Genomic DNA, 23,323 nt, shown 5'->3' with positions numbered 1-23,323 from the left:
CAAATCAAATGAACCAAGTTAAAATCGGCAATTACAGGTGGACTATTTGCGCACTGCTGTTCTTTGCTACCACCGTAAACTACCTCGATAGGCAGGTATTGAGTTTATTAAAGCCCACCCTCGAAGAGCAATTCGGCTGGTCTAACAGCGATTATGCAGATATTGCTGCGGTTTTTCAGTTTACTTATGCCATTGCCATGCTGTTTGCTGGTCGTTTTGTAGATAAACTGGGCACCAAATGGGGCTACGGCATCGCCATTATTGTATGGTCTATCGGGGCCATTATCCATGCCTATGCCATTACCATCGGGGGCAGCTTATCGTCGTTGCTAACCACTTTGGGTTTAACTGCCATTCCGGTTTCTATTTTGGGTTTTATGTTTTCGAGGGCAGTTTTGGCCATTGGCGAAGCAGGAAACTTTCCGGCGGCCATTAAAGCTACGGCCGAGTATCATCCTAAAAAAGAGCGTTCGTTGGCAACCGGTATTTTTAACTCGGGCGCAAACGTTGGGGCTATTTTGGCACCGATTACAGTTCCGTGGATTGCTTCGCACTGGGGCTGGGAAACTGCTTTCGAAATTATTGGAGCCATTGGTTTCTTATGGCTGTTTTTCTGGCTTATTTTCTACGAAAGCCCGGAAAAGCAAAAAAGATTGGGCGATGCCGAATTGGCTTATATCAACAGCGATGAAGAACAAGTGGCTGATACCGGCAAACAGGAAAAAGTGGCTTGGTTAAAACTACTGGGCTATAAACAAACCTGGTCGTTTGTGATTGGTAAATTCATGACCGATGGCGTGTGGTGGTTTTTCCTGTTCTGGTTGCCAGGTTACCTGAAAGATCAATATGGAATGAATGAGCTGGATGTCCGGGTGCCTTTGGCAGTTTTGTATAGTATGACCATGGTGGGCAGTATTGGTGGAGGTTGGTTTCCTAAATACTTCATTAATAAAGGTTACGCGGTTTACGATGGAAGAATTAGAGCCATGCTGATGATTGCTATTTTTCCATTAATTGTTTTATTGGCACAGCCTTTTGGCCATTATTCTTATTGGGTACCGGTAGTATTAATAGGTATTGGTGCTTCCGCGCATCAGGCTTGGTCGGCCAATATATTTACGACGGTTTCAGATATGTTTCCTAAAAGAGCCATAGGTTCGGTAGTAGGCATTGGGGGCATGGCTGGTGGTTTGGGCGGTGTGCTCATCACCAAAATCGGGGGTTGGATTTTCGATAGTTATGCCCATAAAGGCATTGCCGAATCTTTCGCCAAATTTAAAGAATTAGGCAATACCAACTTTATCAACCAAATCAGTTCGCTTCAATTGTTGAGCAAATATGGAGATAAAGTAAATATAGCAACCACGCAATTAAGCAAATTACCTAAAGAGGTGGCTGAAAAGGTAAAAGGAGTAGATCCCACTTTGTTCGATCAGTTATTGGCCATTCAAAAGCCTCTGGTACAATCGAATATGACGGTTGGCTATACCATTATGTTTGCCTATTGCGCCGTGGCTTATTTGTTGGCCTGGTTCATCATGAAATCACTAGTTCCGAAATATAAAGTAATCAACGACCTATAAACCATGAGTTTTCAAGAACAACTAGACCATCTTTTCCTCGCGGAAGAGCAGATACCTAGTGCTTTTAAGTTAGAAGCCGAGGTGAACCAGCGCGAGTACCTTTCCAATGGACAAATGTTGCCGTGGAATGGTGATGTACACACCGTTTTGTCGCCGGTATGCGTAAAAACAGCCAATGGTTTGCAACGAAAGATCATCGGAACCTATCCGCTTTGCGATGAGGCAGAGGCCTCGGCGGCTTTAGAAGCGGCAGTTAAGGCCTACGACAATGGCCGTGGCGAATGGCCAACCATGGGCGTTGCACAGCGCATCGAACACGTGGAGAAATTTACGCACCAGATTATCGAGAAGAAACAGGAAGTCGTAAAGCTGCTCATGTGGGAAATCGGTAAAACCTACGCCGATTCGGTGAAGGAATTCGACCGCACCATCGAGTATATCCATGCTACTATTGATGCCCTAAAGGATTTAGATCGACAATCATCGGGTTTTACCATGGAACAGGGCATTGTGGCGCAGATCCGCCGTTCGCCCTTGGGGGTGGTGTTGTGCATGGGGCCGTTCAACTATCCTTTAAACGAAACTTTTACTACCTTAATTCCGGCCCTGATTATGGGCAATACCATTTTGTTCAAACCGCCTAAACACGGTACCTTATTATTCTACCCTTTGTTGGAAGCTTTCAGAAACTGTTTTCCCAAAGGCGTGGTCAATACCATTTATGGCCGTGGCAATAAAATTATTCCGGGCTTGATGCAGTCAGGCAAGATCAACGTGCTTACGCTCATCGGTTCGAGCAAAGTAGCCAACGAATTAAAGAAAATGCACCCTAAAGTAAATCGTTTGCGTGCAATTTTAGGGTTGGATGCCAAAAATGCCGCCATCATTACCGCACAGGCCGATTTAAAGCTGGCCGTACAAGAAACAGTATTGGGTTCGCTCTCTTTTAACGGACAAAGGTGTACGGCACTCAAGATTATTTTTGTGCACCGAAGCCTGGCCGACCAGTTTTTGAAGGAGTTGAGCGAAGCAGTTGCCAAACTCAAATTCGGCATGCCTTGGCAAGAAGGCATCTCGCTTACCCCCTTGCCAGAACCGCATAAGCCCGCCTATTTAAAAGAATGTTTAGACGATGCCCTTGCAAAAGGTGCCAAAATCGTTAACGAAAATGGGGGAGCCACCAACGAATCGTTCGTTTATCCAGCCATTGTTTATCCGGTTACGGCCGAAATGAAACTATACACCGAAGAGCAGTTCGGTCCGGTGGTGCCGGTAGTGCCTTTCGACGATTTGGAAGAAACTATCCAATACCTTATCGAATCGACCCACGGCCAGCAGGTGAGCATTTTTAGCAACGACGACCAAGAGGTGGCTGCGCTGATCGATCCCTTGGTTAATCAGGTGAGCAGGGTAAATATCAACTGCCAATGCCAACGCGGTCCGGATGTGTTTCCTTTTACCGGAAGAAAGGACAGCGCCGAAGGAACTTTGTCGGTTGTTGACGCTTTGCGCTCTTTTTCTATCCGTTCTTTGGTGGCCACCAAGCTTAACGAAAACAATAAGCACCTGCTCAACGAAATTATCGATAGCAACAGTTCAAATTTTTTAAGCACCAAATACCTGTTCTAATGTGTCAAAACTGCATTTTGGAGTCGAGGTAAGTTTTTTTTGTGTCACATTTCCACGATAAATAAAAAAAGTATGTTTAAACTTTCTTTTTAAAGTAAATGTAGTTATATTTGGGCTTACCCTTTCGGGGGTATGTTTTTCATAGGTAGATGTAGGGTCAGAAATTTATTTCTGGCCCTTTTTTATTTTACTCCTTTGAAAGCGTGGCATGCTCTTGTTGCGATTTCAGGTCGTTTGATGACCCTTTCATGATTAGCTGATATTCTTTTTCTATCGTATCTTTGGCTACATATGAGCCAGAAGAAAAAAATCGTTGTTGCCGTAACCGGAGCCAGCGGTGCCATTTATGCCAAATTATTGTTAGATAACCTGCTGAAGCTTTCCGACCAGATCGAAAAAGTAGGCGTGGTGATGTCTGACAACGCCAAGGAAGTATGGCGATTCGAATTGGGCGATTCGAGCTACGATAACTATCCTTTTACCTTTTATCCCAAAATGGATTTCAATGCGCCTTTTGCCTCGGGCTCTGCCAAATTCGATACCATGATTATTGCGCCCTGCTCTATGGGCACTTTGGGCCGTATCGCCCATGGCATTTCCAATGATTTGATTTCGCGCGCGGCCGACGTGATTTTGAAGGAGAGAAGAAAACTGATTGCTGTAGTTCGCGATACGCCATTTAGCCTCGTCCACATCAACAACCTGAAAGCCGTAACCGAAGCCGGTGGAATTATTTGTCCGGCCAACCCCTCGTTTTACAGCTTGCCCAAAACCATCGAAGAATTGGCCCAAACGGTAATTGATAGGGTAATAGACCTGGCCGGATTAGAGCAACAAAGCTATCGCTGGAACGACTTGCCCTAAACAGTTGCCAAATTTTTAAAACATCACATCAACCCACAAACCAACTAACCATCATGAAAACCAAATTATTTTTGCTCTTTACTTGCTGTTGCAGTTTTTTTATCGTCAGCCACGCATTTGCCCAAAAAGATTTTATCGAAACCCTTAAAGGAGATACCATAAGGGGAAAACTTAGGAATGGCTTTGTGATGGGCACTGGTCCTGCCGATGAGCTGAAGTTTAAGAAGCTGGAAGATTCAAAGTTCGTAACGATTAAAACAGATACCTTAAAGTCGTATTTTAGAAGTGCCGACAGCGCGCTGTTCGTACTGATGAAAATGCCTTATGCCGAAGAAGCCAGGCTGGTTAAAAAACTAGAAAACGGACGCATTGAGCTGTTTGAAGATTATTCGGCTTCTTCGGGAGCGGTGAGTGCTACCGGCATATATAGCGCAAGAGGCACGATTTCTACCTGGTATGCCCGTTTGGATGGTGGCCAACTGCTAGAAATCAAAACAAACGACACCGCCATCAGCGGTAGCAAAAGAGAGCAGCGCGAAAAAAATCTTTATGGTTTGCTAGCCGATGACCAGCAGTTGCTTGACAAGTTTAAAAAAAGAAGCTTCTCTTTCGACAATATCAGGGACTGCATCAAAAAATACAATAGCCTTCATCGAGCTAAAAAATAGTTTTCAATTTACAGTGAGCAGTTCACAGTGGGCAATGCCGAGCTATAATTGAGCAATTAAACAATTCTAGCAATTAAACAATTGAACATTACCAAATTTCAACAATTTAGCAATAAAACCATTGGGCAATATAGCAGTTCAACAATGCTAACAATCAAACAATACAGCATACTCATCCAACAAATTGTAAACAAGCTGTCAAACCCTGCCAAAGGCTAGGTACTTAGCGCTTAACTCCATCAAAATTGTTATCTTTGCAGAATCAATGAAAAAGGTTGCATTTTATACGCTTGGCTGTAAGCTTAATTTTTCCGAAACATCCAGCATTGGCCGTTTATTTACCGATGCGGGCTATAGTGTGGTCGAGTTTACCGACGCTGCCGACGTATATGTAATCAATACCTGTTCTGTTACCGATCATGCCGACAAAAAATGTCGCAAGGTGGTAAAAGAGGCCCTCAAATATGCTCCAAACGCCTATATCACCATTGTAGGTTGTTATGCCCAGTTAAAACCTACAGAAATTGCCGAAATAGAAGGCGTCGACATGGTTTTGGGTGCTGCCGAGAAATTCAGGATCGTAGAGTTCATTACCGACCTCACCAAAAATCCTAAAGCCGTTGTCCACCAGCAGAACATAGAAAAAGTTAACCATAATTTTATTGCGGCCTATTCTATTGGCGATCGTACCCGTACCTTCCTCAAAGTTCAGGATGGTTGCGATTATCCTTGTACCTATTGCACCATTCCTTTGGCGCGTGGCGGCAGCCGGAGCGATACCATTGAAAACGTAGTGAACCGTGCACAGCAGATTGCACAAAGCGGGGTGAAAGAAATTGTACTTACCGGCGTTAACCTGGGCGATTTTGGCATCAGGGAAGGCAAAAGGGAAGACCGTTTCTTCGATTTGGTAAAAGCTTTGGATGAAGTAGAAGGCATCGAACGTATTCGTATTTCTTCTATCGAACCGAATTTGCTGAGCAATGAGATTATCGAGTTTGTAGCCACCTCTAAACGTTTTGTACCGCATTTCCATATTCCCTTGCAATCGGGCTCTAATAAAATTTTGGGCTTGATGAAAAGACGCTACCAACGCGAGCTTTACACCGAAAGGGTAGCGAAAATTAAGGAGGTAATGCCCAACTGCTGCATAGGGGTAGACGTAATTGTGGGCTTTCCAGGCGAAACACAAGAAGATTTCTTAGATACCTACCAGTTTTTGAACGGATTGGATATTTCTTACCTGCACGTATTTACCTATTCGGAGCGTGAGCAAACCGAAGCGGCCACCATGAAAGGCAAAGTAGCTGGCAGTACCCGTTTCGAACGCAATAAAATGTTGCATATCCTTTCCGACAAAAAAAGAAGGGCTTTCTACGAATCGCAGGTAGGTGGAATTGGTCAGGTGCTTTTCGAAGATGACCAGAAAAACGGCTTTATGCATGGCTTTACCAAAAACTATGTAAAAGTTAGGGCCAAATACGATCCGGTGATGGTTAACGAGCTTAAGAACGTCAAACTGCTTGGTTTATCTGCCGATGGCGAAGTAGATGTGGAAGAAGCAGAAACCTTGGTGCACAGCCACTAACGCCCAGCTTTCCGACTTCTTAACTTTCCGACTCTCGACTACAGAATCCAGACTATGAACTTTCTGACTCCCGACTATAGCCTATGGTCCACAGACTTCTGACTTCCGACTATTGACTTTCGGACTCCTGACTTCCTAACTCCCCAACTCCCAACTAAACACAAGCAACTTCCCAACTAAAACTAGCAACTTTTTCCTATCTTCGCCTAAACTACATTTGATATATGTTTCCTACCGTTTCCCATTTTTTATCCTATCTTTTTGGCATCAATCTGCCCCTGCCATTTAACACATTTGGCGTTTTTGTAGCCTTGGCTTTTGTGGCCGGTTATTGGGCATTTACCAAAGAACTCAAAAGAAAAGAAGCTTTGGGTATTATCCATCCTATTAAAAGAAGGGTAACGATTGGTAAACCAGCTTCTGCATTGGAATTGATTACAAATGGTATTTTTGGTTTCATCATTGGCTATAAAATACTCTATGCCATACTCAACTATAAAGTTTTTGTAGACGACCAACAAGGCGTACTCCTTTCTACCAAGGGCAACATGTTGGGTGGCCTCATTTTGGCCGCTGTATTTATATATTGGGCCTATAAAGAAAAAGATACTGCAAAATTGCCACAGCCTAAAGAGGTCGATGTTGTTGTGCATCCTTATGAGCTGATGAGCAATATGGTGGTTTGGGCTGCGGTTTGGGGTTTTTTAGGTGCGAAGATTTTCGATAACCTCGAACATTGGGATACTTTTATCCAAGATCCGCTTGGTGGTTTGTTTGCCTTTACCGGCCTTACTTTTTATGGCGGACTGATTTGCGGTGGTGCAGCCGTGCTGTACATTGCGCGCAAAAACGGCATCAAACCCTTGCACATGCTCGATGTAGGCGGACCAGGCATGATGCTGGCCTATAGCGTTGGCCGTATTGGTTGCCATTTGGCAGGCGATGGCGACTGGGGCATTGTAAATTTGAATCCTAAACCATTTACTTGGTTGCCAGATTGGTTGTGGGCTTATACTTATCCCAACAACGTAGCCAGAGAAGGTGATCCTATTGCTGGTTGTGTTGGCCGTTATTGCAACGAATTAGCCAATCCCGTTTATCCAACACCTATTTATGAGGTTGTATTGGCCTTTTTGATTTTCCTGTTCCTTTGGAATATCAGGAAGTATATCAAATCGCCGGGAATGATGTTTGGAATTTACCTGATACTAGCTGGGGTAGAACGTTTCTTTATCGAATTGATCCGTGTAAACTCTAAATATACCGTAGCCGGAATTCCGTTTAGCCAGGCAGAACTGATTTCATTGTTGTTGTTCATTAGCGGATTGGCATTGGTCATCTATTCGAACAAAAACAGGGAGAAACTAAAAAGCTACTAACATGAATTACGAATTATTATGCTCGAAAGTGATAGCGGTTACCCGCTTAACGGGTAATTTTATTCGTAAGGAAGCCATGTCTTTCGACGCCAATGCGATAGAATACAAAGGCCTCAACGATTTGGTTTCTTATGTAGACAAAAATGCTGAAAAGCAGATTGTAAAAAACCTGACCAAAATCTTGCCCGAAGCAGGTTTCATTACCGAAGAAGAAACCGAAAATATCAAAGGCCAAACCTATACCTGGATCATCGACCCGCTGGATGGAACTACTAATTTTATCCACGGCATACCTACCTATTCCATTAGCATTGCACTTTACGAAAACGACCAGCCGGTAATTGGCGTGGTTTACGAAATCAATAGGGGAGAGATGTTTTCGGCCTATAAAGGTGGAGGCGCTTACCTCAACAACAAGCCTATCCGCGTTTCGCAAAACAATAACCTGTCTAAGTGCTTGCTGGCTACCGGATTTCCCTATTACCAGTTCGACAAGCAACCGCAATATATACAACTATTTACCGAAATGATGCAGCAATGCCATGGTTTAAGGCGTATCGGCTCTGCAGCAGTCGATTTGGCCTATGTGGCCTGTGGCCGTTTCGATGCGTATTTCGAATATAACCTCAACTCGTACGATGTAGCCGCCGGAGCCTTTATTGTGCAACAGGCAGGAGGGACCATCCTTAATTTTTCGGGAGGCCAAGAAATTTTCGAAACCCGCGAAGTGTTGGCCACCAACAGTCAGGTTACCGAAGAAATACTCCAAACCATCAAAAAGTATTTCTAATTGCTAATCCGTCAAGCATGAAAAAGTCGATTCTTTTAATTTGTGGCTTGATCGTTAGCATGGTTTGGGTACAGGCACAACCAAAGATATTCGGCCATACCGAAGGCCATTGGCAATACATTTATCCTTTTGCCGACAAAAGCTATGGGTTAGCCATCGAACATATTGTGGCCGATGACCAACAAAGCATCAATATTTACTTTGGTCGAAAAAATGGCAAAACCGATATCGTTTATTGGAAAGAAAACCACAGTGCTACCCAAGCTCAACGAGAAGTTGATTTTGTGGATTACAACAACGACGGCATCAAGGACCTGCTCTTTTTTGTGGAGAGTGGCGCGCGTGGAGGCAATTCTTATTACTTGTTGTACCTGGTTGACCCCAAAAAGCACACGTTGACCAAAGTGCGGGGGTTTGACGAAATTGCCAATCCCAGTTACGACCAAAAAAACAAGGTAATTGTGAGCTACGGCTTGGCTGGCGAAAATTACTATAGCCTCCACCGCATCAATAAAGCCAATAAAGTGTATCAAATTGGCCAGTCTTTTAAAGATACCAATAGCTTAGACCTCGATGCCAAAATCAGGGCTATCCTAAAAAATAAGCCATAAAAAAGGCCCTATTCGGGCCTTGTGTATTTCTAGAAAAGTTGTTTTCAGTTTACAGTTGTCAGTTTGCAGTTAACAATTTAACAATTACAACAGATAAACAATATATGATAACAATTCCCTCTCGAAGGTACTTATAGTGCTTCAGAAACTACTTCTTTCACTTCGGGAACCATACGTTGCAACAGGTTTTGAATACCCGATTTCAAGGTAATGGTTGATGATGGACAACCGCTGCAAGAACCTCTCAATTCTACGGTTACCACGCCTTCGTCAAAAGATTTATAGCTGATGGCACCACCATCTTGCTCAACCGCCGGACGAACATAATCGTGCAGGATTTGTTGAATTTTGATCTCGATATCGCTGCCTTCGAAATTTGGAGCTTCTTCAGCTGTGTTTTCCTTGATTTTCAGCTCAGCCTCAACCGCACCTTTGACAAATTCTTTCAAGATTGCTTCGATATCGCTCCAATCAGCATCCTCTGTTTTGGTAATGGTTACAAAGTTGCTGGCAAAAAACACGCCGCTTACAAAGTTGAATTTGAACAGTTCTTTGGCAAAAGGAGAGTGTTCTGCGCTTTCTTTCGTTGCAAAATCCTCGCTTCCGTTAATCAAAAGTTTATTCACCATAAACTTCATGGTAGCTGGGTTCGGGGTCTGCTCTGTATATACGTTGATCGTCATTGTCTGTGAATTTAGATTACAAAAATAAATCAAATGCAGTTAGACTGTTGTCTGATTTAGGTCAATTTAAGCAAATCGGGAGGAATTGCCAAGAAATCGTTCTCTCGCTGTTTGATAAACATTAAGGAATTAAGACGCATTAAGGATTGAGTACGTCAGCCATCTTGCATTTTGCTTCCAGTCTTTAGCCTTTCGGCTTCCCATCTTCTGCCTTCAGTTTTAAAACATTAAGGAATTAAGACACATTAAGGGTTGAATACATCAATGATCTTCCCTCCAGCTTTTGATTTTTAGTCTTTCGGCTTCCTGCCCTCCGCCTTCAGCCTTAAAACATTAAGGAATGGAGATAAATTAAGAAATACCAATCATCTTGTGTTTTTCTTTCAGTCTTTGGTCTTTAAGCTTTAGTCTTTCGGCTTCCTGCCCTCCACCTTCAGCCTTCCACCTTTCCCTAGAAAATCCCGGTATAATTAAAAGGTGTAATTTGCTTCAGTTCGGCCTTAATGGCATCGTTCACTTCCAATTCATCAATAAATGCAGCCATGGTTTGGGCGGTAATTTTTTGATTGGTTCTGGTCAGCGCCTTTAAAGCTTCGTAAGGATTTGGATAAGCCTCTCTTCTCAACACGGTCTGGATGGCTTCGGCCACAACAGCCCAGTTGTTCTCCAAGTCGGCAGCAATTGCTTCGTTGTTCAATAAGATTTTATTCAGTCCTTTTAACGTAGAGCTGATGGCAATGATGGTATGCGCCATCGGCACGCCCATGTTTCTCAGCACGGTCGAATCGGTTAAGTCGCGTTGCAGACGAGAAATAGGCAGTTTGGCGGCGAAAAACTCGAATAAGGCATTAGCAACACCGGCATTTCCTTCGGCATTTTCAAAATCGATAGGGTTTACCTTATGGGGCATGGCCGATGAACCTACCTCACCAGCTTTGATTTTCTGCTTGAAATAATTTTTAGATATATAGGCCCAAATATCGCGATCTAAGTCAATAATGATATTATTAATACGTTTCAGGGCATCGCATTGTGCCGCAAACTGGTCGTAATGCTCAATTTGCGTGGTGTACTGGGCGCGGTTCAGTCCTAAGATCTGATTAACGAAGTTATTCGAAAAATCAACCCACTTGATTTGTGGATAGGCAATATGGTGGGCGTTGAAGTTGCCTGTTGCACCGCCGAATTTGGCGCTATGCGGAATGGCTTTCAAGGTTTGGAACTGTACATTTAAACGTTCGGCAAAAACCATAAATTCCTTGCCCAGTTTGGTAGGCGAGGCTGGTTGACCGTGTGTATGTGCCAGCAAAGGAACGTCGGCCCATTCTTTGGCCAAGTCGCTTATTTTTTGGATAAGTTCGGTCAGTGCCGGAAAATAGGCCTCCTCCAAAGCTATTTTAAAGCTATAAGGAATGGCTGTATTGTTTACGTCTTGCGAGGTTAAGCCAAAGTGGATAAATTCTTTGAGGACTTGCAGTCCCAATTCGTCGAATTTGGTTTTGATAAAGTATTCAACCGCTTTCACGTCGTGGTTGGTAATGCTTTCGGTGTCTTTAACCGTTTGCGCATCGGCGTCGGTAAATTGTTGGTGTATGGCGCGCAGTTTTGGAAAAAGCGTGGTGTCGAATTGTTCCAGCCCCGGAATTTTGGCTTCGCACAAGGCAATAAAATATTCGATCTCTACAAAGATACGGTATTTGATCAGGGCAGACTCAGAGAAATAAGCAGCCAGTTTATCGGTTGTTTTTCTGTAGCGCCCATCAATTGGAGAGATGGCCTGAAGCGGAGATAAATTCATTTGAAAGGAAAATTGATACAGCCGCAAAGGTAGCATTTATCGGGCATTTTTGATAGGGTAAATGTTGCAAAATGCCTAGAAACAAAAAAGCCGAGGAAAATTTCCCTCGGCTTTTTTATGCGTTTAAAAACTATTGACTAGTGTTTAGCAGCAGCTTTAGTTGTATCAACAGTTTTAGCAGCTGAATCAACTTTAGCAGCAGCTGAATCTACAGTTTTAGCAGCTGAATCTACAGTTTTAGCAGCTGAATCCAATGAAGTTGAATCAGCACCTTCTGCTTTTTTCTCTGAGTTACAAGCTACAACTGACAAAGACAATGCTAGAGCTAAAAAGCCAAATTTGAATAAGTTTTTCATTTTAATTTTCTGTTTAAATAATTAATTAATTTTAATCTTAATACCGCAAAGGTAAAAAGGTAACCCTGCAAATGTAAAAAAAAGTTAAATTATTTTTTTTCTGCCTTTTTTGTGGTGTCAACAGGGTTTTTGCTGGTGTCTGCCTTTAAAGAATCTACTTTGGGCGAGTCGATAGCGGTACTGTCTTTTAAATTTTGATCTCCTTTTTTAGGTTTGCCGAAATCGCAAGCCACTAATGATACGCTTAATGCCAAGGCCATAAAGCCAAATTTGATGAGGTTTTTCATGTTGTTTTCGTTTTAGATAATGAATAGGTTTTTGTCATTAATGCGCGAAATTTTAAAAGGTGACCCCTAAAATATTTTTATTTTTTGAGGAGGTTACCATTGCCACAATTTGGTATTAAGGCTTAGCGTTATGTGGTGGAAATGTTGGCCGGTCCGACAAAGAAGATCGCCACATTGCCACAAAAAATAATTTTTTTGGCTATCATTGGGTTACCATTCACGTTTAAATGTATTAATTGGTGAGTATTAAGTTAAGCAGTTCAGTTCCAACAGATAGAGAAGTAGTATTAGGTATACTCAACAACTCAGAAGAAGCGCTAAATAAGTTGTATGCGGGCTATTTTCCGATGGTGCTTCAATTTATTCTGAACAATAATGGTGATGAAGACGATGCAAAAGACGTATATCAGGAAGCCATCATTGTATTATATAATAAAATAAAGAGCGGCAATTTTGAGCTCAGCAGCAAGCTAAAAACCTATTTGTATTCGGTAAGCCGACGCATCTGGTTAAAAAAGCTGACACAACAGAGCAAGAAGACCAACAACATTGCCGATTTTGAAGACGTACTGGCCATAGATGAAGATGTAGAGCAGCATGAGCAAAAAGACATGCAGTTCGACAAGATGAAAGTAGCCTTGGAAAGCCTGGGCGAACCCTGCAAAACCATTATCCAGGATTTTTATATCCATAATCTGTCTATGCAGGATATCTGTGAAAAATTTGGCTATACCAATACGGATAATGCCAAAACACAGAAGTATAAATGTTTGCAACGATTAAAGAAGTTGTTTTTTCAACCATAATACGCAATGAGAAACGAGATAGAATTAGAATCGATTATTGAAGATTACCTCAACGGCAAGTTAACCCCCGATGAGCGTAATGCCTTTGAGCAACTGAGAAGCAATGATCCCATTGTTGACCATAAAGTAGTTGCCCACAAGGTATTTTTGGATTCGATGAAGCAGTATGCGAATGTTTTGTTGCTGAAAGAACAAATGGATGCCGCGCACGATAAAATCGATGTGGCCGCTATTAGCGAAAAAGTGAAGCCTCATCCATCTCGAATAGTGAGGATGTGGCGCAACAACAGGTCGGCTATTGCTGTGGCGGCTTTGTTCTTGATTTTGGCGAGTATTGTAATCCTGGGCCAAAGAAAACAAGATGGCAGCATGCAATTGTTGGATAGAAGGATCAATAACCTTGATAAAAATCAAAATGATATTAGAAGGGTAATTGCCTACGATAAGCAAAAACATGCCAATACAAATACAACCCCTGCCAAGTTTGGCGGTACGGGCTTTGCCATTTCGAGCAATGGTTACATTTTAACCAATTTTCATGTAATTAAGGGAGCCGATTCGATCTATGTTCAAAACAGCCGGGGAGATTCTTTCAAGGCAACCATGTTCTATACCGATGCCACAAACGATATCGCCATTTTAAAAGTAAGTGACGATTCTTTCAGAAGGCTTGGAACTTTGCCTTATGGCATTAAAAAAACAGGCACTGGTATTGGTGAAGAGGTTTATACCTTAGGTTATCCAAAAGACGATGCCGTATTAGGCAATGGATATGTAAGTTCTAAAACCGGCATTAACGGCGATAGTGTAGCCTATCAGGTAGCCATATCGGTAGATCCAGGCAATAGTGGTGGCCCGGTGCTGGATAATAGCGGTAACATTGTTGGCGTAATCAACGGCAAAGAAGATAAAACAAATGGCGCAGCTTTCGCTGTAAAATCTAAATACATTATAGAAGCCCTGAATGCAATTCCTCAGGATTCGCTGACCAAAAGAGTGTCTTACGATAAGAAAAGCCCATTGCAAGGCATGAAACGCAATAAGCAGGTAGCTAAAATCCAAGATTATGTTTTCATGATCAAAGTGTATTAACAATCCCAAAATATTAAAATTTGAAAACCCCGAAACTTTAAGTAGTTTTCGGGGTTTTGTTTTAAATTCAGTAGCATATGGAATTTGGAAGAGTTGCCGAAGAAGCGATCAATACGATAGATTTTACCTTGCCACCCGATGGCGAACAGACCCTTTTGACCTTTGCCCAGCTTGGCCCTGTGGCCAATCCGCAGTTTTATGTGGGCTGTGCCAAATGGGGTCGCAAGGAGTGGAAGGAGCTCATCTATCCCAAAAAAACAAAAGAGGCCGATTTCCTGGGGGAATACGTCAAGCACTTTAATTCGATAGAACTGAATGCCATTTTTTACAGCCTGCCCAAAGAAGAACAGATCTTAAAATGGGCCGAGCAGGTAAAAGCCAATACCAATGGCGATTTTATGTTTTGTCCCAAGTTTTCGAGAACCATTACCCATCTCAAGCGCCTCAAAGATACCGATTACCTCACCGACGAGTACATCAAGGCCATCAGCGCCTTTGGCCAGTACCTGGGCCCTTGTTTTTTACAGGTAAGCGATAATTTCGGTCCGAACAACATCGGTGTATTGGCCAGCTATCTCGAAAAACTGCCCGCCGATTTAAAGGTATTTGTAGAAGTAAGGCATCCGGATTGGTTTAAGGGCGAAGCCAGAAAAGAATTGTTTAGCCTGTTGGCCAGGTTGGGCAAGGGGGCAGCCATTACTGATGCCAGTGGCCGTAGAGATTGCGTACACATGGAATTGCCAACGCCAAACGCTTTTGTAAGGTTTGTGGGCAATGGTGGCCAATACCTCGATTCGGATAAGGCCAGGGTAGACGAGTGGGTGACAAGGCTAAAGCATTGGCTTGACCAAGGGCTGGAAAACATCTATTTCTTTTTGCATCAGCACGACGAGGCCGATACGCCTTTAATAGCGGATTATACCATACAAGAATTCAATAAACACCTGAAAAGCAGTCTGCCCCGCATAAATTTTATTACACAACAAAGAGGATTGTTTTAATTCAGTTTAGTAACTTCACCGCATACAATTGATTTTTTAACCTAAAAACCAGAACCATGAGTTTAAGAATTGGAGATACAGCCCCTGACTTTAAAGCTATAACTTCTATCGGAGAAATAGACTTTTACGATTACCTGGGCGATAGCTGGGGCGTGCTGTTTTCGCACCCGGCCGATTATACGCCGGTTTGTACTACCGAATTGGGCAGGACGGCTTCTTTGAAGTCTGAATTTGATCGAAGGAACGTGAAAGTATTGGCTTTGAGCGTCGACTCGGCCGAATCGCACCAAGGCTGGATCAAGGACATCAACGAAACCCAAAATACCACGGTCGATTTTCCGATTATTGCCGATCAGGACAGGAAAATTGCAGATGCCTACGACATGATCCATCCCAATGCTTCGGAAACGATGACCGTACGTTCGCTATTCGTCATCTCGCCTGATAAAAAAGTAAAGCTGATGATTACCTATCCGGCCTCAACCGGCAGAAATTTCACGGAAGTGCTTCGGGTTATCGATTCGTTGCAGCTTACCGCCGAATATAGCGTGGCTACGCCTGCCGATTGGAAGGATGGAGAAGATGTGATTGTGATGAACAGCATCAAAACCGAAGATATTCCGGCCAAATTCCCCAAAGGACATCAGGTAATTAAGCCTTATTTGCGCACTACGCCCCAACCTAACAAGTAATTTTCAAATAATGTTTCTTTTTGAATTTTTTGTAATTAACTTTAATTCAGTAACTATTTAATAATCATCTTATACAATTACACAATTTTTATGAGCACCGGAAAAGTAAAGTGGTTTAATACCCAAAAAGGTTATGGATTTATCATCTATGACGGAAACAAAGAAATTTTTGTTCACTTTAAAGATGTTGTGGGAGGAATAGATGCGATTAAAGAGAATGATGAGGTAGAATTTGAAACCGCTGAAGGCAAAAAAGGTTTACAAGCTGTAAACGTTAAGAAAGTCTAATCTGGTCTAAAAAATTTTTACATAGCAAAGCCTCCCGATTTTATGCCGGGAGGCTTTTGTTTTTAGCCCAAGCTATTGGTAAATCGGGTTTCGTAGTCTTTGAGCTGCTGTTTGAACACTTTATTCAGGTCTATTTGTTTGTGGTCTTCTGTAATTTTGTCTAAGCTTTGTAATACGTACATGCCTCGTCTGATGTCATTGATAAAGGCACGTTGCTCTTCGGGCTTCAACGATAGGATGTATTCGAACTCCTGTGCCAAAAATCCAGTGGTTTCTTTGGCTATTTGGCTGGCTTGTTGATTATCGTTAACCAAGTAAAGATTTTGCACCAAAGAAATCTTGTTCAGCGTATCCATAATGCTGTAGTTCTTTAAGGGCAGCTCTTTTATGCTTTTGTTGATCACTTCCTTGGCTTGGGCAATGCTGTTTTCGCGGATTAAATTGGCGCTTAAGGTATTGGCATAAGTCCAAGTGCCCTGCAATACCCTTCTGCTTTCCGGATCGATGTATTTTGCCTTTTTAAAGCCTCCCAATTCAAAGTTTTTGTAATGCTTAAAGGCCAATCGGTTGTTGGTTTGTTCGGTTTTGTCGGCATTAGGATCATTATTGGGCTTTAAAGGCAACAAGCGGTAGGCATAGCCTTCCATGTAAAGGTATTTATCTAAGCCGATATAAGTATCGTCTGAAACCGAGGTGGCAAAGTAAATCGGTCTTTTCCATTGGTTGTGCACGATGATATCGAACATAGCCAAATCGCTTTTCAAAGCATAGTTTTTCTTGAATTCCCATTCCATTTGAGGCGCAATTTTATCCTTGTCGGCCAAGGCTACGGTTTTGGTAGCCAAAATTTGGGCTGGATCTATGGTCAGCTTTAATTTTTGCGTAGGCAGGAAGTTTTCATAGCTGCCATCGTTCAGTTGTACTTTGTCTTCTTTGTTGTCTGAAGTAAGCACAGACAAAAGATCGGTCAGTTCAACGCTGTCTTTGATGCCATAATCTACATAAGGCATATAATCTCTAACGCCTTCCTTGTATTGGTTATGCACTAGGCTAATTGGCAGCGGGGCCGAAAGGTGCTGCTGTTTTTTCATCTGGTCTAAAAAGGCTTCAGAACCTAAAAATTGCAGGCAAATTACCCTTACATCGGTACGGATGCCTTCTACTTCTTGCGCGTACCAAAGCGGATAGGTATCGTTATCGGCGTTGGTAAATAGAATGGCGTTAGGTTCGCAACTGTTCAGGTAGTTTTTGGCCATGTCTAAAGCAGTAGTTTTACCGCTTCGGTTGTGGTCGTTCCAGCCACGGGCAGCCATGAGCACAGGTACAGCCAGCATGCACAGCGAAGTAGCAATAGCCAGGCTTACCTTGTTCGAAGCGATACGCGCCAACAATTCTTTTACAGCCAATACGCCAATGCCGATTAGAATGGCGAAGGCATAAAAAGAGCCCACATAGGCGTAGTCGCGTTCGCGTACCTGCAAAGGATCTTGGTTAATGTAAAGGATAATGGCCAATCCGGTACAGAAAAACAACAAGGCTACCACCAAGCCGTCTTTTTTGTTTTTGCGGTAGAGGTAAGCCATGCCTAAAAGCCCTAATACCAACGGCAGGCCATAAAAAAGGTTGTAGCCTGCGTTTTCCTTGATACTTGGTGGCAATTTATCCTGATTGCCCAAGTGCAAGGCATCGATTGGTTTAATGCCACTTAGCCAATTACCTTGATGTATAGCACCTTGGCCTTGCTCGTCGTTTTGGCGGCCTACAAAGTTCCAGGCAAAATAACGCCAGTACATAAAGCCCATTTGGTAGCTGTTCATGAAACTCATGTTCTGCCAAAATGTTGGCGTCTGGCCATCAGCAAGTCCCATCCAGCTCTGGTAAAAACTCACATGGCTTGGCTTGTCGCTATAGGTACGTGGCAGAAAAGTATTGGTGTCGTAAACGCGCTTGTAGGTTTTGCCGCTTTCTTCGTAGGTTTTATCGCCCTTGCGGTAGGTTACGCCTGTTTCATTGGTTTCTACGGGTTTCGAGTTGTAGAACTGGCCGTAAAGCAGGGGCTTGTCTTCGTATTGTTGTCTGCTCAAATAGCTGAACAGCGAAACAGGGGTGTCAGGATTGGAAAGATTGATGTCGGTTTTGGCATTGGCGCGGATAATGATCATGAAGTAAGAACAAAAGCCGAATATCACCAAAGCCAAGCTTAGCAGGCCCAAGTTAAGCTGATAATAGCTCTTTTTGATGCTGTAATAAATGCCATAGCCCAAAGCCAAAGCAAATAAGGCTACAAAAGCCAATGCGCCCGAGCCGAAGCCCAAGCCGAAACTGTTTACAAACAGGATATCGAATTTAGAGGCGAAGAGCACAAAGTATTGGATAACGCCAAACTGCACAATGCCCAACAATACGCAACCAATTAAAAAGGCTTTTGCAATGCCCCAAAGCGTAGGATTTTCTTGTTTTCTGAAATAATAAACCAAGCTGATTGCCGGAATGGCCAGCAAGCTCAGCAAGTGGATGCCGATAGAAAGACCGATTATGTACGCAATGAACAAAATCCATTTGTCGTTCATTTGCTGTTCCCATTTCAGGATAGCCCAAAAAACAATGGCCGTACAAAGGGTAGAAATGGCATAAACTTCTGATTCTACTGCCGAAAACCAAAACGTATCCGAAAAAGCATAGGCTAATGCCCCAATGGTACCAGCAGCTATAATGCTCCACAGTTGTGTTGTATTTAATGTCGCTGCATCTTTTTTCACGATTTTTAGGGCAATGGCATTGATGCTCCAAAACAGGAACATCACAGTAGCCGCGCTCGATAGCACCGAAACCAGGTTTACCCAATAAGCCACTTTGCTCAAATCGCCGGCAGCCAATAGCGAAAACATTCTGCCGATCATTAAAAATAAGGGTGCGCCGGGCTGATGGCCTACTTGGAGTTTGAAAGAAGCCGAAATAAATTCGCCACAGTCCCAAAAGCTTACCGTAGGTTCCATACATAGCCAATAAGCAACTGCGGCAAGCGCAAATAGGACAAAGCCCAGGGCATTGTTAATGCGTTTAAATGTTTTCATGAGTTTAGTTTAAGGTTTAATCAAAAATACCCCATCCATTATGGCCGACTTGTTAAAGGATTGTTAAAAAGTGTTAAAGTAAGGTGGAGGTGGAAGGTAGAAGGTAGGAAGGTAAAAGGTAGGAAGGTAGAGGGGGCAGATAGAGGAAGGTTAGGATTCCTCATGGATTGGGAATGACAAAAAGATTGAACTGCTCAATCCATATTCATTTAGCCAAGCCTCAAATCAGCTAATAACTAATTTAATAATGTTGCAAAATCTTGGCTTTAATGGCCCAGTTGCCTTCGTTGGTTTGTGTGAAAATGATAAAATGGTCGTGGCTGGATTTGATTTTGTACTTCTTCACCAGGTTTTCGGGTTTTTCGGGGAAGTTTCTTACAATCACATTGCCGCTTAGTTCCCTTTCTTTTTTCAGTTCGTTTAAAGTGAGCCAGGTTTCGATTTGGAAGATGCGCCCAGGAAATTCGGCTAAAAATCGGTCACTGCGGTAAAGTTGGCTGTGTTGATGCAATTTATGCAAACCAAAACGTGCACCAATTAGGTTAAAGGCGCCGCTTTTGAGCAGGGCTACATCTGGTTCGTAAAGATAAATTGGTGGCTGATGGCTGGCAACAGCGATAGGTTTATGGAGCTCGTTGAGTTGAAAGGCGAAGATTTTTTGCTCGTCGTTTAAGGTGGCGCAAATTACTTGCGGATCGGCCTTAAAATCTCGATCTATCACCCAAAGCAACTCCTTGCATTCGTTTTTTACGCTTACAATATGGATTTCGCTCACGTTTTTCAGTTCGGCAAGCCCCGCAGTAATGTCGAGCAGGGGAGCGGTTTTAATAATTACGCGTTGGGCTTTGGTTAGCAAAAAGTCTAGATGTTGAGTTACATCGGGTGTGCAGTCTTTGAGCTTGAATACCTTATTGCTTTGGTGGCGTCGGGCCGGATCAAGGTAAATGGTATCAACCTGCTGATTGGTGTTTTTGAGGAACTCAATGCCATCGACAGCCATACATTCAATGTTGTTGGCACCTAACAATTGTGCATTATGCGCACTGATGGCCGAAAGTTCTGGATTGATTTCGCAACTATAAACTTGGGCTATTTTTTGTGCAAAAAAGAAACTGTCGACACCAAAACCGGCGGTAAGGTCTAACAGCGAATGGCCTTGAGCCAATTGGGATTTGTATCGCGCCGTAGTTTCGGAAGAACATTGCTCAATTGATAGCAGCGGCGGATAATAAATTCCCTCTTGTGCATACCAGCTTGGCAGTTTGTGTACCGATTTTTTTTTCGCCGCTATCTGTCCCGCCAATGCTGCCGAACTTACTTCGCCAAAAGGCGATTTTAACAACGCAATTTTACTTACATCGGCTTGAAGGTTGTTGCTGATGTAGGCCTGAACTTCGCTATTTAAAATATGTTTGTTCATTCGATTTGCGTAATGCGTATGGCGTATAGCGATTTGCGACTAGCGTTTTTAACTTCCCGACTCTAAACTTTGGTCTTTAGTCTTTGGTCTTTTACCTTCCACCTTCCACCTTCTACCTTCCACCTTCAGCCTTCCCTCAAGCCTTATCCTTCATGACCATTTGGCAGGTATGGCGACTTTTTACTTCCAGCAATACGTCTTTGTTAACGGTAACGCGATCGATGGTTTGCTGGTTGTAATAGCGAATGGTGACCAGTTCGAGGCCACTGTTGTATTTTACTTTAAAGCTCTCCGATAAATCGGCAATGAGTTGTTTGATTTTTTGCTCATCGTTGTCAACGCTTACCGAAAAACTGATGGCCGAGTTGAGCATGGTATTTACTTTGACCCGGTTGCGGTGCAATACGTCGAAAATATGGCTCAGGTTCTCTTCAATAATGAAAGAAAAATCTTTCGGGAAAATCGAAATCAGTACCTGGTTTACCTTAAAAATAAACGAGGGGATAGGCAATGGTGTTTGCGTGGTGGTAATGGCGGTTCCTTCGGCTTCTGGTTGGATAAACGAACGCACATACAACGGAATGCCCTTGTTTTGGATAGGTTTGATCGTTTTCGGGTGGATTACCGTGGCACCATAATAGGTGAGCTCGATGGCATCGTGGTAAGAAAGCTGCGCTATTTTCTCCGTTTCGTCGAACCATTTGGGATCGGCGTTCAACACACCGGGTACGTCTTTCCATATCGTCATCGATTCGGCGTTTAAACAGGCGCAAAAAATGGCGGCCGAATAATCTGAGCCTTCTCGGCCTAAAGTGCTGGTAAAGTTTTCGCTGGTGCCCCCAATAAAGCCCTGTGTAACCACAATGCCTTGTTCTAAAAAGCTGGGTAGATGTTTTTGGATCTCCTGTTCAGTTTTATCCCAAAGCACGTTGGCTTCGCGGTAGGTATTATCGGTTTTGATATAGCCACGGGCATCGGTCCAGATGCTGAAACAGCCCACTTGGTTTAAATAAGCCGCTACGATTCTGGTCGATACCAGTTCGCCAATCGACACAATCTGGTCGTACAGGTAATCTGGACTATCACTGGCTTCTTCTTCCAAAAGCCATTCAATTTCTACAAAAGTATTGGCTACGTCGTTGTAAACCGGATTTTTGTGGTCTTCGAACAGTTCGTTGATGATGTTGAAGTGAAAGGCCTTGATGTCTTCAAAAAGCTGATGCGTATTTTCATCGCCTCTTACAAAAGCCCAAGTAAGCTCCTCGAGTTTGTTGGTTATTTTGCCCATGGCCGAAACCACGATGAGCAATTCTTTGTCTTTAGCGTGATTTTGGACGATTTGGGCTAGATTTTTAACGCCTGCTGCATCTTTTACAGAAGCGCCACCGAATTTGAATACCTGCATTTAATGAGTTGGGGTAGAGGTGAGAAGCGAATTTGGTTTGGCTATTTGCTGCAGCTGCGCAAAAGGAATGGTCAGTATTGTTCTTCCGGCTGCGTAGGCATCAATTTCGTAGGCATTGTATAAAAATACCAGGCCTTTATCGCTTACATAAAAATTTTGGGGCAGATTAAAAATGCCCTTGTTGAAATAGAATTTGCCCTCCAGCGTTTCTGTTGGACTTAATTTTTTGTCTTTCCTGAAAATGGTTTCGGCCACTTTAAGCAAATCGGCCATTTTGCCGGGTTGGATAAGGCTGTCTAACACCACGGGCAAATTGGTTTTGGGATTGTAGTTGATGTACGAAACCATGGTGTTGCCGTGTGCACCGCCCGTATAATCGGCATGGGTATGCTCTAGCGCAATGTAGTTGCTGGTTTGGCGCAATACTTTGATATCGATGAGCAAATACCACCACTGACCGGTGTTGGGCTCTTCTTTATAAAAATCGTCGTAGCCTTTGATAAAACTGCTGGCTATATCGAGGTACGAAGTTACTTTTTCTTCTTTGGCAATGTAATCGAAAACCTGTCTTTTGATGTAGTTGTTCAGGCTGTCGTTTTTAAACGTAGGAAACTTGATGACGGCGTTGGCAGTGTCGGCATATTCGTTTTTGCCAGGTTTAACCAGGTTTTTGCTCAGCACTTTTACCGAATCGTAGGCATAGGCCAAGGTATCGGCAGGAGCAGCGGCACTTTCGCCCGATTTTTCAGGCTTGTTTTGGCAAGAAGAGATCGCCATCACGGCAACGAGTAAGAATCCTAGTTTTTTCATGTTTGTTTCTAGTTAAAGTGGTGCAACTGTTCTTTTGAAAACGAAGCATTGAGCCATTCGTCTTCCAGGCGGGCTTCGTATTTATTGTAAAAGTTGATGGCTGGTTCGTTCCAGTCGAGCACCTGCCAGGTCATGCCGTTATAGTTGTTGGTTTTGGCTTCTTCTATTACTTTTTCGAACAAAATCTTGCCAACGCCTTTGCCTCTGTAGGCTTCGGTTACAATAAAATCTTCCAAGTATAAACGACAGCCTTTCCAAGTTGAGTATCTGGTGTAGAACAAAGCAAAGCCGATAATGGTTCCGTGCTCTTCGGCTACAAAGGCTTTCCAAACCGGTTTTTGGCCAAAACCAGCATCAACAAACTCGTCGAGGGTTACGGTTACTTCTTCCGGTGCTTTTTCGTAAACCGCCAATTCGTTGATCAATTCGAGCAAACGCGGGCAGTCTTCTTTTACGGCAGTTCTGATATGGATGTTCATGGAGGTGTTTTTTTAATGGT

22 protein-coding genes are annotated in these 23,323 nt (G+C 43.1%); 13 read left to right on the top strand and 9 right to left on the bottom strand.

Annotation, left to right across the window (positions count from 1 at the left end):
* The first annotated feature begins 8 nt into the window (after positions 1-8).
* The 8 genes from VRU48_RS05960 (at position 9) to VRU48_RS05925 (ending at position 9,112) form a co-directional block, all read left to right on the top strand.
* Positions 9-1,583 carry an MFS transporter gene (locus tag VRU48_RS05960; protein WP_330107008.1) on the top strand — a complete coding sequence of 525 codons (1,575 nt, stop codon included), beginning with the start codon at positions 9-11 and terminating at the stop codon, positions 1,581-1,583.
* A gap of 3 nt (positions 1,584-1,586) precedes the next feature.
* Complete coding sequence (locus tag VRU48_RS05955) at positions 1,587-3,212, top strand: NADP-dependent glyceraldehyde-3-phosphate dehydrogenase (protein ID WP_330107007.1); 1,626 nt, start codon at positions 1,587-1,589, stop codon at positions 3,210-3,212.
* A gap of 291 nt (positions 3,213-3,503) precedes the next feature.
* Positions 3,504-4,076: a UbiX family flavin prenyltransferase gene (locus VRU48_RS05950; protein ID WP_330107006.1), complete on the top strand. Its 573-nt coding sequence runs from the start codon at positions 3,504-3,506 to the stop codon at positions 4,074-4,076.
* Between the two features lie 53 nt (positions 4,077-4,129).
* Positions 4,130-4,744, top strand: coding sequence for a hypothetical protein (locus VRU48_RS05945; protein ID WP_330107005.1), 615 nt, complete (start codon positions 4,130-4,132; stop codon positions 4,742-4,744).
* Positions 4,745-5,009: 265 nt separating this feature from the next.
* Positions 5,010-6,332 carry a tRNA (N(6)-L-threonylcarbamoyladenosine(37)-C(2))-methylthiotransferase MtaB gene (gene mtaB / locus VRU48_RS05940; protein WP_330107004.1) on the top strand — a complete coding sequence of 441 codons (1,323 nt, stop codon included), beginning with the start codon at positions 5,010-5,012 and terminating at the stop codon, positions 6,330-6,332.
* 224 nt (positions 6,333-6,556) lie between these two features.
* Positions 6,557-7,711 carry a prolipoprotein diacylglyceryl transferase gene (locus VRU48_RS05935; RefSeq protein ID WP_330107003.1) on the top strand — a complete coding sequence of 385 codons (1,155 nt, stop codon included), beginning with the start codon at positions 6,557-6,559 and terminating at the stop codon, positions 7,709-7,711.
* Between the two features lies 1 nt (position 7,712).
* Positions 7,713-8,501, top strand: coding sequence for an inositol monophosphatase family protein (locus VRU48_RS05930; protein ID WP_330107002.1), 789 nt, complete (start codon positions 7,713-7,715; stop codon positions 8,499-8,501).
* Positions 8,502-8,518: 17 nt separating this feature from the next.
* Positions 8,519-9,112 (top strand): XAC2610-related protein, encoded by a 594-nt coding sequence (locus VRU48_RS05925; protein WP_330107001.1) that lies wholly within the window; start codon positions 8,519-8,521, stop codon positions 9,110-9,112.
* Between the two features lie 131 nt (positions 9,113-9,243).
* On the opposite strand, the gene VRU48_RS05920 is transcribed toward VRU48_RS05925, so the two are convergent.
* From VRU48_RS05920 to VRU48_RS05905, 4 genes are all read right to left on the bottom strand, one after another.
* Positions 9,244-9,795, bottom strand: a complete 552-nt coding sequence (locus VRU48_RS05920; protein WP_330107000.1) for a NifU family protein — start codon at positions 9,793-9,795, stop codon at positions 9,244-9,246.
* Between the two features lie 451 nt (positions 9,796-10,246).
* Positions 10,247-11,593, bottom strand: a complete 1,347-nt coding sequence (gene purB / locus VRU48_RS05915; protein ID WP_330106999.1) for an adenylosuccinate lyase — start codon at positions 11,591-11,593, stop codon at positions 10,247-10,249.
* Between the two features lie 137 nt (positions 11,594-11,730).
* The gene (locus VRU48_RS05910; protein ID WP_330106998.1) at positions 11,731-11,949 is read right to left on the bottom strand and encodes a PG1828 family lipoprotein; all 219 of its coding nucleotides are present in this window, start codon (positions 11,947-11,949) and stop codon (positions 11,731-11,733) included.
* Positions 11,950-12,038: 89 nt separating this feature from the next.
* Positions 12,039-12,236 (bottom strand): hypothetical protein, encoded by a 198-nt coding sequence (locus VRU48_RS05905; RefSeq protein WP_330106997.1) that lies wholly within the window; start codon positions 12,234-12,236, stop codon positions 12,039-12,041.
* A gap of 239 nt (positions 12,237-12,475) precedes the next feature.
* On the opposite strand from VRU48_RS05905, the gene VRU48_RS05900 reads away from it, so the two are divergent.
* The 5 genes from VRU48_RS05900 to VRU48_RS05880 all read left to right on the top strand — a co-directional run bounded on the left by VRU48_RS05900 (position 12,476) and on the right by VRU48_RS05880 (position 16,115).
* Positions 12,476-13,042: an RNA polymerase sigma factor gene (locus VRU48_RS05900; RefSeq protein WP_330106996.1), complete on the top strand. Its 567-nt coding sequence runs from the start codon at positions 12,476-12,478 to the stop codon at positions 13,040-13,042.
* A 6-nt stretch (positions 13,043-13,048) separates the two neighbouring features.
* The gene (locus VRU48_RS05895) at positions 13,049-14,134 is read left to right on the top strand and encodes a S1C family serine protease (RefSeq protein ID WP_330106995.1); all 1,086 of its coding nucleotides are present in this window, start codon (positions 13,049-13,051) and stop codon (positions 14,132-14,134) included.
* A 77-nt stretch (positions 14,135-14,211) separates the two neighbouring features.
* On the top strand, positions 14,212-15,135 hold the full coding sequence (locus tag VRU48_RS05890; RefSeq protein ID WP_330106994.1) for a DUF72 domain-containing protein: 924 nt from the start codon (positions 14,212-14,214) through the stop codon (positions 15,133-15,135).
* A 56-nt stretch (positions 15,136-15,191) separates the two neighbouring features.
* Positions 15,192-15,827, top strand: coding sequence for a peroxiredoxin (locus tag VRU48_RS05885; RefSeq protein ID WP_330106993.1), 636 nt, complete (start codon positions 15,192-15,194; stop codon positions 15,825-15,827).
* Between the two features lie 90 nt (positions 15,828-15,917).
* Positions 15,918-16,115 carry a cold-shock protein gene (locus VRU48_RS05880; protein WP_199141114.1) on the top strand — a complete coding sequence of 66 codons (198 nt, stop codon included), beginning with the start codon at positions 15,918-15,920 and terminating at the stop codon, positions 16,113-16,115.
* Between the two features lie 62 nt (positions 16,116-16,177).
* On the opposite strand, the gene VRU48_RS05875 is transcribed toward VRU48_RS05880, so the two are convergent.
* The 5 genes from VRU48_RS05875 to VRU48_RS05855 form a co-directional block, all read right to left on the bottom strand.
* Positions 16,178-19,189, bottom strand: a complete 3,012-nt coding sequence (locus VRU48_RS05875) for a glycosyltransferase family 117 protein (protein ID WP_330106992.1) — start codon at positions 19,187-19,189, stop codon at positions 16,178-16,180.
* Positions 19,190-19,430: 241 nt separating this feature from the next.
* A complete protein-coding gene (locus VRU48_RS05870) occupies positions 19,431-20,609 on the bottom strand; it encodes a THUMP-like domain-containing protein (protein WP_330106991.1) in 1,179 nt (392 codons plus the stop codon).
* A 136-nt stretch (positions 20,610-20,745) separates the two neighbouring features.
* A complete protein-coding gene (locus VRU48_RS05865; protein ID WP_330106990.1) occupies positions 20,746-22,014 on the bottom strand; it encodes an aspartate kinase in 1,269 nt (422 codons plus the stop codon).
* Positions 22,015-22,824: a DUF3298 and DUF4163 domain-containing protein gene (locus VRU48_RS05860; protein ID WP_330106989.1), complete on the bottom strand. Its 810-nt coding sequence runs from the start codon at positions 22,822-22,824 to the stop codon at positions 22,015-22,017.
* An 8-nt stretch (positions 22,825-22,832) separates the two neighbouring features.
* Entirely contained in the window at positions 22,833-23,303 is a 471-nt protein-coding gene (locus VRU48_RS05855) for a GNAT family N-acetyltransferase (RefSeq protein WP_330106988.1), read from the bottom strand.
* Between the last annotated feature and the right edge of the window lie 20 nt (positions 23,304-23,323).

The sequence above is a fragment of the Pedobacter albus genome, assembly GCF_036324255.1.
Classification (GTDB): Bacteria; Bacteroidota; Bacteroidia; order Sphingobacteriales; family Sphingobacteriaceae; genus Pedobacter; species Pedobacter albus.
The sequence above is the reverse complement of the archived record's forward strand: the minus strand, read 5'-3'. Positions and strand labels throughout refer to the sequence as shown.

What these genes read in the sequence shown, in the direction of transcription:
- VRU48_RS05960 (WP_330107008.1), top strand. Translation starts at nt 9, where the DNA reads ATGAACCAAGTTAAAATCGGCAATTACAGGTGGACTATTTGCGCACTG.
- VRU48_RS05955 (WP_330107007.1), top strand. Translation starts at nt 1,587, where the DNA reads ATGAGTTTTCAAGAACAACTAGACCATCTTTTCCTCGCGGAAGAGCAG.
- VRU48_RS05950 (WP_330107006.1), top strand. Translation starts at nt 3,504, where the DNA reads ATGAGCCAGAAGAAAAAAATCGTTGTTGCCGTAACCGGAGCCAGCGGT.
- VRU48_RS05945 (WP_330107005.1), top strand. Translation starts at nt 4,130, where the DNA reads ATGAAAACCAAATTATTTTTGCTCTTTACTTGCTGTTGCAGTTTTTTT.
- mtaB (WP_330107004.1), top strand. Translation starts at nt 5,010, where the DNA reads ATGAAAAAGGTTGCATTTTATACGCTTGGCTGTAAGCTTAATTTTTCC.
- VRU48_RS05935 (WP_330107003.1), top strand. Translation starts at nt 6,557, where the DNA reads ATGTTTCCTACCGTTTCCCATTTTTTATCCTATCTTTTTGGCATCAAT.
- VRU48_RS05930 (WP_330107002.1), top strand. Translation starts at nt 7,713, where the DNA reads ATGAATTACGAATTATTATGCTCGAAAGTGATAGCGGTTACCCGCTTA.
- VRU48_RS05925 (WP_330107001.1), top strand. Translation starts at nt 8,519, where the DNA reads ATGAAAAAGTCGATTCTTTTAATTTGTGGCTTGATCGTTAGCATGGTT.
- VRU48_RS05920 (WP_330107000.1), bottom strand. Translation starts at nt 9,795, where the DNA reads ATGACGATCAACGTATATACAGAGCAGACCCCGAACCCAGCTACCATG.
- purB (WP_330106999.1), bottom strand. Translation starts at nt 11,593, where the DNA reads ATGAATTTATCTCCGCTTCAGGCCATCTCTCCAATTGATGGGCGCTAC.
- VRU48_RS05910 (WP_330106998.1), bottom strand. Translation starts at nt 11,949, where the DNA reads ATGAAAAACTTATTCAAATTTGGCTTTTTAGCTCTAGCATTGTCTTTG.
- VRU48_RS05905 (WP_330106997.1), bottom strand. Translation starts at nt 12,236, where the DNA reads ATGAAAAACCTCATCAAATTTGGCTTTATGGCCTTGGCATTAAGCGTA.
- VRU48_RS05895 (WP_330106995.1), top strand. Translation starts at nt 13,049, where the DNA reads ATGAGAAACGAGATAGAATTAGAATCGATTATTGAAGATTACCTCAAC.
- VRU48_RS05890 (WP_330106994.1), top strand. Translation starts at nt 14,212, where the DNA reads ATGGAATTTGGAAGAGTTGCCGAAGAAGCGATCAATACGATAGATTTT.
- VRU48_RS05885 (WP_330106993.1), top strand. Translation starts at nt 15,192, where the DNA reads ATGAGTTTAAGAATTGGAGATACAGCCCCTGACTTTAAAGCTATAACT.
- VRU48_RS05880 (WP_199141114.1), top strand. Translation starts at nt 15,918, where the DNA reads ATGAGCACCGGAAAAGTAAAGTGGTTTAATACCCAAAAAGGTTATGGA.
- VRU48_RS05875 (WP_330106992.1), bottom strand. Translation starts at nt 19,189, where the DNA reads ATGAAAACATTTAAACGCATTAACAATGCCCTGGGCTTTGTCCTATTT.
- VRU48_RS05870 (WP_330106991.1), bottom strand. Translation starts at nt 20,609, where the DNA reads ATGAACAAACATATTTTAAATAGCGAAGTTCAGGCCTACATCAGCAAC.
- VRU48_RS05865 (WP_330106990.1), bottom strand. Translation starts at nt 22,014, where the DNA reads ATGCAGGTATTCAAATTCGGTGGCGCTTCTGTAAAAGATGCAGCAGGC.
- VRU48_RS05860 (WP_330106989.1), bottom strand. Translation starts at nt 22,824, where the DNA reads ATGAAAAAACTAGGATTCTTACTCGTTGCCGTGATGGCGATCTCTTCT.
- VRU48_RS05855 (WP_330106988.1), bottom strand. Translation starts at nt 23,303, where the DNA reads ATGAACATCCATATCAGAACTGCCGTAAAAGAAGACTGCCCGCGTTTG.